Here is an 8,257-nt window from a genome sequence, read left to right on the forward strand (position 1 = left end):
TTCCTGTATTACAGCGGTAACCCCCTCTTCGCCCCCTCTCCCGGCGCAAAAGGCTTGCAAAGGTGCCGGAGGTGTGTCATACTGAGTCTGGTTGAGTTCGTGCATGGGGAGCGTCCCCCATGAACCCTGGGAGAAGGCACAATGTCATCGCACCCTACCTTCCTTTGGCGATGGCGTTGGTGTGCCCATTTCTAGTCTCCCTGGGCATCCTGTCGTTTCCGTTCACACTTTCCACGATTCCATTGGTTTCTCAATTGGGGAGCAAACACCATGACCACAAGTGCATCCGGCAAGAGAATCGGCGCCATCCAAGACATCGTCAAGCTGGACGAGAACGGTCTGATCTGCGCGGTGATTCAGCACTATAAGACGGGGCAGGTATTGATGGTCGGCTACATGAACCGCCAATCCCTCGAATACACCCTGCGCGAACGCAAGGCCTGTTTCTGGTCACGCTCACGCCAGAAACTGTGGGTGAAGGGAGAGACCTCGGGGAATGTGCTGCGCGTGAAAGAAGTGCGCACCGACTGCGACGCCGACGCGCTGCTCCTGCAGTGCGACCCCGCGGGTCCGACGTGTCACACCAAGGAAACCAGTTGCTTTTATCGAAACGTCGAGTCCGACGGTTCCGTCTGTCTGGCGGGAGACGGCGTCGCCGAGAACTAACGTAACGCGAGGATATAGTCATGCATCATCCATCACTTGACGAGTTTCGGGGGATTGCGCGCCAAGGCGCGATCGTCCCCGTTTACAAAGAGATTCTGGCGGACGTGGAAACGCCGGTTACGGCCTACATAAAACTTGCCAAGAACCAGCAGTATTCGTTCCTCCTTGAAAGCGTCGAGCAAGCGGACCGGCTGGGGCGCTATTCGTTTCTGGGCGCCAATCCTTCGACGATCTTCCGGTCGAAGGGTGAGAAGGTGACGATTGTCCGGGAGGGCCGCCCTTCGTCGTTCGAGTCGAGAGACCCCCTGACCGATCTGCGAAAACTCATGGAAGAATATACGCCTGTGCCGGTGCCCGGCATGCCCAAGTTCCATGGGGGGGCCGTGGGATACATATCCTATGACGAGGTCAGGCATTTCGAAAAGCTTCCGGATGCCAACCCCGACGCGCTCAACGTCCCGGACCTCTACTTTATCATCACCGATACGATCCTCATCTTCGATCACGTCAACAACCGCCTGAAGATTGTCTCGAATGCCTATGTTCAGGGCGATCCGCAGACCGCATACAACGAGGCGATCCGCAAAATCGATGCGATCGAGCAAACGCTGCGGAAGCCTCTCGTACTTACGAGCGAGCGGATTCATGCGGGCGAAGTGGATAAAGAACCGAGGTCCAGCTTTACCCGGGAAGGATTCTGCGATGCGGTTCGGCGCGCAAAGGAGTACATCAAAGCGGGCGATGCGTTCCAAATTGTCTTGTCGCAGCGCTTCGAACGCGAACTCCACGCCAGCCCCGTTAACGTGTACCGCGCCTTGCGCTGCATCAACCCGTCGCCGTACATGGTCCTGGTGCAGTTCCCGGAGCTTACGCTTGTCGGTTCAAGCCCCGAGGTAATGACGCAAGTGCATGAACGGAAATGCAAGGTGCGGCCGATCGCGGGAACGCGTCCCCGGGGCGGTTCCGCCGCTGAGGACGCTGCCCTCGAGAAGGAGCTCATGGCGGACGAGAAGGAGATAGCCGAGCACATCATGCTGGTCGACCTGGGCCGCAACGACGTTGGCCGCGTCAGCGTGCCCGGCACCGTGGCCCCTACCGAGAAGCGGCTCATGTATATCGAGCGCTACTCGCACGTAATGCACATCGTAAGCGAAGTCGAGGGCACGCTCAAAGACGGGGAAGACGCCTTCACCGCCCTGCGCGCCACCTTCCCGATGGGGACGGTCAGCGGCGCGCCCAAGATACGGGCCATGGAAATCATCGACGAACTCGAACCCGTTCGCCGGGGGCCATATGCCGGCGGATGCGGCTACATCAGTTTTTCGGGCGATATGGACACCTGCATCATTATCCGAACCATGATCATCAAGGACGGCATCGCCTACGTCCAGGCAGGAGCAGGCATCGTTTACGACAGCGTGCCGGAAAAGGAATACGAAGAAACCGTGAACAAGGCCAAGGCGCTGTTCCGGGCCGTCGAATTCGCGGAAAGAGGGCTGGAAACATGATCGTGATTATCGACAACTACGACTCGTTTACCTACAACCTCGTTCAATACCTTGGGGAGATGGAGAGCGATGTCCGGGTATTTCGCAACGACGCCATTGACATCCAAGGGATTCGCGCATTGAAACCCGAGCATCTTGTGGTGTCTCCCGGACCATGCACTCCCCAGGAAGCCGGCATCTCGATCGCCGTCATCCGAGAACTGGGTCCCGAAATACCCACGCTGGGCGTCTGTCTGGGGCACCAGAGTATCGGCGCGGCCTTCGGAGGCGAAATCGTGCGGGCGGACAAGATTATGCACGGTAAGGTCAGTAAGATTTGCCACTTCGGCAACGTCCTGTTTGAAGGCGTCGATTCACCCTTTGAAGCCACCCGCTACCATTCATTGATCATCCGGCGCGAAACATGTCCCGAGGAACTCGAGATCACAGCGGAAACAGACGACAAAACCATCATGGGGGTTGCCAACAAGAAATACCCTATTTGGGGGGTACAGTTTCATCCTGAGAGCATTCTGACGAAACCAGGAAAGCAAATGCTGCGCAATTTCCTCGCTCAGAAGGCGGCGCCTCACAACCCTTGAATCCGCGCTAAGCTACGAAAACTGCACGACTTATATCTTTGACTTTGGGTCGGCCTTGTGTTAGAGTAGGGCGGTAATGTGCAGTGTCGGATTCGGAAAGAAAGGCCTCTCGAAATGACGCAGCCTCCGAAGAACCTGGGGAAGAAGCAGCAGCGGGCCTTAGGGCACCTTGACCGCAATCTGCAATTGTGCCGCGAATTCCTGAACGATTGGTTGTTGTTCAACCAAATCCTGTCCGCATTTCCGGCTGAAAACGCCAACCGGGCCGAATTGGAGAACCAGTTTCTCAAGATCAAGAGCAAACTGGCCCGAGAGCATCAAATCTTGAAGGAAAGTCTCGGCCAGGACTACCGAATCGATGGCAACACGATGAACATCGTGGCGGGTGCAACCAGCCTGGAGAACATCTTCGGCCAATCGGAAATCGCCGTTAAGAAGCTTCAGGGCGAATGGCACCGTGCCTTTATCTCGATCAACGAGACCCTTGGCGGGCTCGAGGACAAGCGCGGGCGCGTTCTCGGCGGCGAGAAGGTGTTTATCGGCGGCCTGGACGCCCCCACAGCCGCCGGAAGCGGGGGCATGTCCGAAAAGGCGAAAAGAAACGTCATTATCGTGGTGGTTATTCTCATTGTAGTCGGCATCATGGTGGGTGTACCGCAGATCCGCGGGATGTATGTGGACGCATGGCGGGACCTCTTCGGCGGCTGAGAACAGCGCTGAGGCCGTTTCATTTCTATCGCGCGGCAAGCCGGGCGTTTGGGGCGGCATGGCTGGGGCGAAGCGAAGGAAGGGCAGGCAGGCCGCCAAGACCCGGGGCGGACAAGAAGGCGCGGGCAGGGCTAAACCGCGTTCAAGACCAAAACGGGAGGAACAGGCTGACCGAGCCGGTCGCGCGAGCAGGCGCCGCGACGACGACTCTTACCGAGGGCGCGGCTGACGCGGCAGGCCGGGGTGGTCACGGGTACATGGACGCCCGAGGGGGTCCTTTTCGGATATCAGAGGGGGCATTCCCGGCCCCGGATACACGAAGACGGACCGGTTCTTGTAAGCACGGCAGCGAAAGGAGAACGACGTGACCAAACGGGAGTTGGTGATCGAGATCGCGGAACGGCTCGGCTACACCCAGAACGAAGTCGCGGATGTCGTCCAGCAAACATTAGATACGATAATCGAATGCCTCGCCGAGGGGCATCGCCTTGAAATCCGCAATTTCGGCGTATTCGAGGTCAAGAAACGCGATGCGCGTATGGGCCGAAACCCGCGGACGGGACAGGAAGTGCCCATCCAGCACAAGCGCGTGGCTTCATTCAAACCCGGCAAGGCGCTGAAAGAACGCGTGCAGACGGACTCCGTCACGGGCGAGACCATTCAGCGACCCGAAACGCCCTGGGCGCCTCCGGAGAGATGGCCAGCCCCTGGGTCCAACGGAGGGGAGCAAGGCAGCCTGTTCTGATAGACGGCGCGGTTCCGGAGCGCGATTTGGATGTAGAGCGCGCCTCCGTCTATACTAAGATCATCTTGGGTTGCGGCATTTGCACGTTTGCCACCCGCCAGCATGTGTTTTGAGGCCGGTGACGGCCCCAGGAACATGTCCACGTTGGATTCCATTCAGATGCCAGACCATAAGAAAGAAGACAGCTACGAGGCGCGGATGACCTTCACCGAGCACCTTGGGGAGCTGCGAACCCGGATTATCCGCGCGGGAATCGCGACGCTCGTGGCAATGTTCCTCGCCTACGCCGTGGGCGCCTACATCGAGGACGCCTTGATGTGGCCCATAGTCGGCTACATGGCAGACGACGAACAGCACATCGACCGGGGGTCAGGGCAATCCGCCCCATCCGAGGGCGAAGAGGGCGTAAAGAACGATGCCGCCGCGTCCGGCGGGGAAAAGGCCGTGGACGCCCGGCCGCCCGCCAGCCGCAGAGTCAGACAACAATGGACCAATATTCTCGCGCCGGTGCTCCTCAGGCTCAAGATAGCGGCCTATGCGGGGTTCCTGCTGGCGTCCCCCTACATCCTCTACCAGATTTGCGCCTTTATTTTTCCCGGGCTGAAACCGAACGAGAAGAGAGCCGTGCGCATTTTGCTCACGGGCGGAAGCATGTTGGCGGTCGCCGGCGTGTGCATCGCGTATTTTGGAATCCTGCCCGTGGTCATCCCCTACCTTCTAGACGTTTTCATCTCCCCGGAAATCGAGCTGAACCTGCGGCGCGACGAGACTATCCCTACCATCGTCAAGATAATGACGGGTTTCGCCATTGCGTTTCAGTTTCCCATGGTGGTTCTGGTGCTGGTTTACCTGGACTTGCTTTCCCCTCAGGCCTTGAAGAAATTCCGCAAGATAGCGATCGTCATACTTGCGGTGGTGGCCGCGGTGCTTACCCCGCCGGACGTGTTCTCGATGATGGTTATGCTGGTGCCGCTGCTGATACTATATGAGGCAAGCATTCTGTTATCGTATCTGGTAGTGCGGAGCAAGAAAAAGCGTGCGACGAGCGGCGCGGCGTAGGGCTGCGCACGCGTAACATAAGAAGCCGATAGTATGCTTGGAATGGGTATGGGCGAGATGATCCTGGTAGCAGGGATCGCTCTAATCATAATCGGACCAGAGAGGTTCCCCGAATTCGCGAAAATCTGCATGCGAACCATCCGCGACCTGCGGTCCTACGTGGAAGAGGCCAAAGACGACCTCCGCAAGGAACTCACCCCCATCAAGAAGGAAATCGATAAGGTCAAGAATTACGACCCCGAAAGCTATATCGACGCCCTGACCGACTCGCGCGACGATTCCGGCTATTACAAAGCCAGCCACGAGCAGAAGACTGGAGAATCGGCCGGCGGCAGTACCTCCACCCAAACCAAGAGCGGGGCGACAGAGCCGGAGTCTCGGAGTTCCGGAGAAAAACCTGAGGCCGATTCGGCGCCAGCCAAAGATGCCGCGGATACGCAGGCGGGCGCATCCAAGCCGGAAAGCCCATCCGCACCCGCTTCACCGGGAGAAGAAGACGTCGAGATCCCCAAGCCCATGGATGGGTAGAGAGCCTCTTTCCGGTTTCCACAACACCGAGCGCCCACGTGGCGCGACGGACCTCCCGACAGCAGACACTGTCCCCCTCGGCAGGCCTTTTTACTTCTCGAAGCGGTAGAGGTGCACGTCGAACGCGTTCCAATCGTCGGTCACGCCGTTCTCGGCAATCTCGATGGCACGGTTCTCGTTGATGACCGTACAGGTCTTCCATCCCGAGAACCCGCCCAGGGTTGCGCGGCAGGGATAGCGGTATGCGTTGCAGGTGAACACGTACAGGGCCCCGCCGCTTTCTTTCACGAGCCACTGCACGCCATCATCGACCGAGTGTCCGATCTCATGATATTCGACGGTGGGCTCGAAGCCCGCCGCACGCTGTGACAAGACCGGCGCGAGGTCCGCGACCTCACGCGTCACGCGAGTAATGCCCGTCCACGCGTCGGACGGCTGAGGCATGGTGTAGCTGCCCCAATAGATGATTCCGTTGGCGCCCTTGATCAGCGACTGGAACGCCATGAACCGGCTCTCTTCCCAGGTCGGATACAGCACCTTGCTTTCGTCGCGCTCCTTTTCCTCGCGCAGAGCCTCCCACGCAAACGCCTGTAACACCATAAACAACGGACGGTTCGGACCGGTCACCCGCCGCATTTTGTCAACATAGTCACCCACCTGGCTGATGGTCTGGTTGTTGAGATCCCCCTGGTGCCCATCTTCGAACAACGCATACATGGGCCGCAGCCCCCCAGGATTCACCGGATAGATGTCGCAGGCAACTACGTCCGTACCCGGATTGTACGCCTGCATGGTTTTCACGAGGTTGGTCGGGGCGTGGTTCATGTACATCAGGTGATTGGGATCAGCTTCCTTAATGAGAGGATACGCTTCAACGAAGGGTTGCGCCGGCACACGGGTCTCCGCCTTCATCCAGGTCCAGGCCGGTTCGTCGACGCTCTCGACGAACGCCAGGGCCGGGTGGTCCTTGATCGCCCTCACCTTCTCAAGCAGTCTGGCGGTGCTGGCTTCGCGGTCAGCCATGTCAATCGTGCCCACGCTGGTCCACGTCATCAGGCCTGCGGCAAGAGCCTGGTCCATCTCTTCGGCACTGCTATCGGTGCGAATGAGGTTGAAACCGGCCTCAGCCATATCGGCATAAGGTTTGTCGGACTTTGCGGCGTAATACGACCCGACGATCAGTGTCCGTTGTCCGTTTACAGTGATCATGCCGTCGTCGTCGTACCGCACGGCCAACGGCGCCGCTCCGGCCATCCCCGCGGCCATTACCACAACCAGACCCGCTGCTGCGACGTGTCCCATGGAATACCTCCTTATTGACTTATCCCTTGAGAAGCGGAAGACATTTCTTGAACTCAGGCGTGCCCGATTCCTCGAGGATTTCAAACATTGCCATTTCCGCTGTAACCAACTGGCAAGGGCCGTTCTTGATACGCTCCACGCCCGCTTGGTGCTGCGCCTTCTCACGCGCCCCTACCCCGTCGGATACCACCCACGCTTCAAACCCGCGTTCAACGGCGCCCAGAGCGGTCTGCATCACGCACACGTGAGTCTCGACGCCCGTAATGAGCAACTGGGTCTTCCCTGTAGCCTCGAGAGCTGACACAAAACCGCTGTCACCCATGCAACCGAACGCCGTTTTTTCGATGGCCTTTATCCCCTGCATTTCCCCGGCGAGCTCGGGAATTGTCGGCCCGAGACCTTTCGGATACTGTTCCGTCCACAAAACCGGAAGTTCAAGGAGGTTGGCAAAACGAATCAGACGGACGGCCTCCCGTACAATCTTCTCCGCGACCGGGATTCTCTTCATCAGGGAATCCTGGAAATCAATCACGACCAAGACTACGGAACCGCGTTTCAACATGAATCATCTCCGTCTGTTCAATCGCGCGCGGGGAAATGTACTCATGAGAGCTGATTATAGCCTGACACGGCTCTCACACAAAAACGGCGGCGGGCTCATACAAAGAAAGACGCGGGACAGCGGCTGCCGTCCCGCGGGAAAAGACTGGTCACAAGACGTTCATCTGCGGCTGCGATTGCGCCGTTTTCGTTCACGAAGCGCGTTTGCCTTGTAAAAGAGCGCGGGATCGATGATAGCTTCGTGAAGCCCTTGCGTTTCGATCTCGCCGTAACTCACTCTGCCCCGGTACGTGCGGTTGGACAATATGATCGAGATCGCCTGACGCGACCACCTGTTGCCCTTTCGAGTGGCAATCCCTTTCGACTGTAAATACTCGACGACTTTTCCCGTGCTGCGCGTATTGAGATACTCGCGGAAAATCATGCGTACCACTTCGGCCTCGGCATCGTCCACCTCAAGGGGATTCTCGCCCTCTCTGCCGCGCCGGTACCCGTAAGGCGCCGGACCAGTGCCATAGCGCCCTTGCTGTACAGCACTGAGTTGCCCCCGCTTCACCTTCGCGCCATGCGTCAAGCGTTCAGCCCGCCGTTCATGAATG

10 protein-coding genes are annotated in these 8,257 nt (G+C 58.5%); 7 read left to right on the forward strand and 3 right to left on the reverse strand.

Annotated elements, in window-relative coordinates; translation table 11 throughout:
* Positions 1 to 270 precede the first annotated feature (270 nt).
* From hisI to PLJ71_20600, 7 genes are all read left to right on the forward strand, one after another.
* Positions 271 to 666: a phosphoribosyl-AMP cyclohydrolase gene (gene hisI / locus PLJ71_20570; GenBank protein ID HQM51088.1), complete on the forward strand. Its 396-nt coding sequence runs from the start codon at positions 271 to 273 to the stop codon at positions 664 to 666.
* 20 nt (positions 667 to 686) lie between these two features.
* Positions 687 to 2,174, forward strand: coding sequence for an anthranilate synthase component I (gene trpE / locus PLJ71_20575; protein HQM51089.1), 1,488 nt, complete (start codon positions 687 to 689; stop codon positions 2,172 to 2,174).
* The gene (locus tag PLJ71_20580) at positions 2,171 to 2,755 is read left to right on the forward strand and encodes an aminodeoxychorismate/anthranilate synthase component II (protein HQM51090.1); all 585 of its coding nucleotides are present in this window, start codon (positions 2,171 to 2,173) and stop codon (positions 2,753 to 2,755) included. The genes trpE and PLJ71_20580 overlap by 4 nt, the downstream gene beginning before the upstream one ends.
* A gap of 114 nt (positions 2,756 to 2,869) precedes the next feature.
* A complete protein-coding gene (locus PLJ71_20585) occupies positions 2,870 to 3,463 on the forward strand; it encodes a hypothetical protein (GenBank protein ID HQM51091.1) in 594 nt (197 codons plus the stop codon).
* A gap of 364 nt (positions 3,464 to 3,827) precedes the next feature.
* Positions 3,828 to 4,208, forward strand: coding sequence for an HU family DNA-binding protein (locus tag PLJ71_20590; protein HQM51092.1), 381 nt, complete (start codon positions 3,828 to 3,830; stop codon positions 4,206 to 4,208).
* A gap of 159 nt (positions 4,209 to 4,367) precedes the next feature.
* On the forward strand, positions 4,368 to 5,267 hold the full coding sequence (gene tatC / locus PLJ71_20595; GenBank protein ID HQM51093.1) for a twin-arginine translocase subunit TatC: 900 nt from the start codon (positions 4,368 to 4,370) through the stop codon (positions 5,265 to 5,267).
* A 33-nt stretch (positions 5,268 to 5,300) separates the two neighbouring features.
* Entirely contained in the window at positions 5,301 to 5,795 is a 495-nt protein-coding gene (locus tag PLJ71_20600) for a twin-arginine translocase TatA/TatE family subunit (protein ID HQM51094.1), read from the forward strand.
* A 90-nt stretch (positions 5,796 to 5,885) separates the two neighbouring features.
* On the opposite strand, the gene PLJ71_20605 is transcribed toward PLJ71_20600, so the two are convergent.
* The 3 genes from PLJ71_20605 to PLJ71_20615 form a co-directional block, all read right to left on the reverse strand.
* Positions 5,886 to 7,097: a hypothetical protein gene (locus PLJ71_20605; protein HQM51095.1), complete on the reverse strand. Its 1,212-nt coding sequence runs from the start codon at positions 7,095 to 7,097 to the stop codon at positions 5,886 to 5,888.
* 19 nt (positions 7,098 to 7,116) lie between these two features.
* On the reverse strand, positions 7,117 to 7,659 hold the full coding sequence (locus tag PLJ71_20610; GenBank protein ID HQM51096.1) for an isochorismatase family protein: 543 nt from the start codon (positions 7,657 to 7,659) through the stop codon (positions 7,117 to 7,119).
* Between the two features lie 159 nt (positions 7,660 to 7,818).
* The coding region (locus PLJ71_20615) for a recombinase family protein (GenBank protein HQM51097.1) at positions 7,819 to 8,257 on the reverse strand (439 nt) is incomplete at its 5' end.

The organism is Candidatus Hydrogenedentota bacterium (assembly GCA_035416745.1).
In the GTDB taxonomy this organism is placed as follows: Bacteria; Hydrogenedentota; Hydrogenedentia; order Hydrogenedentales; family SLHB01; genus UBA2224.

Bases quoted from the DNA above. Each gene is read 5' to 3' on its own strand.
- hisI (HQM51088.1), top strand. From the start codon at position 271: ATGACCACAAGTGCATCCGGCAAGAGAATCGGCGCCATCCAAGACATC.
- trpE (HQM51089.1), top strand. From the start codon at position 687: ATGCATCATCCATCACTTGACGAGTTTCGGGGGATTGCGCGCCAAGGC.
- PLJ71_20580 (HQM51090.1), top strand. From the start codon at position 2,171: ATGATCGTGATTATCGACAACTACGACTCGTTTACCTACAACCTCGTT.
- PLJ71_20585 (HQM51091.1), top strand. From the start codon at position 2,870: ATGACGCAGCCTCCGAAGAACCTGGGGAAGAAGCAGCAGCGGGCCTTA.
- tatC (HQM51093.1), top strand. From the start codon at position 4,368: ATGCCAGACCATAAGAAAGAAGACAGCTACGAGGCGCGGATGACCTTC.
- PLJ71_20600 (HQM51094.1), top strand. From the start codon at position 5,301: ATGCTTGGAATGGGTATGGGCGAGATGATCCTGGTAGCAGGGATCGCT.
- PLJ71_20605 (HQM51095.1), bottom strand. From the start codon at position 7,097: ATGGGACACGTCGCAGCAGCGGGTCTGGTTGTGGTAATGGCCGCGGGG.
- PLJ71_20610 (HQM51096.1), bottom strand. From the start codon at position 7,659: ATGTTGAAACGCGGTTCCGTAGTCTTGGTCGTGATTGATTTCCAGGAT.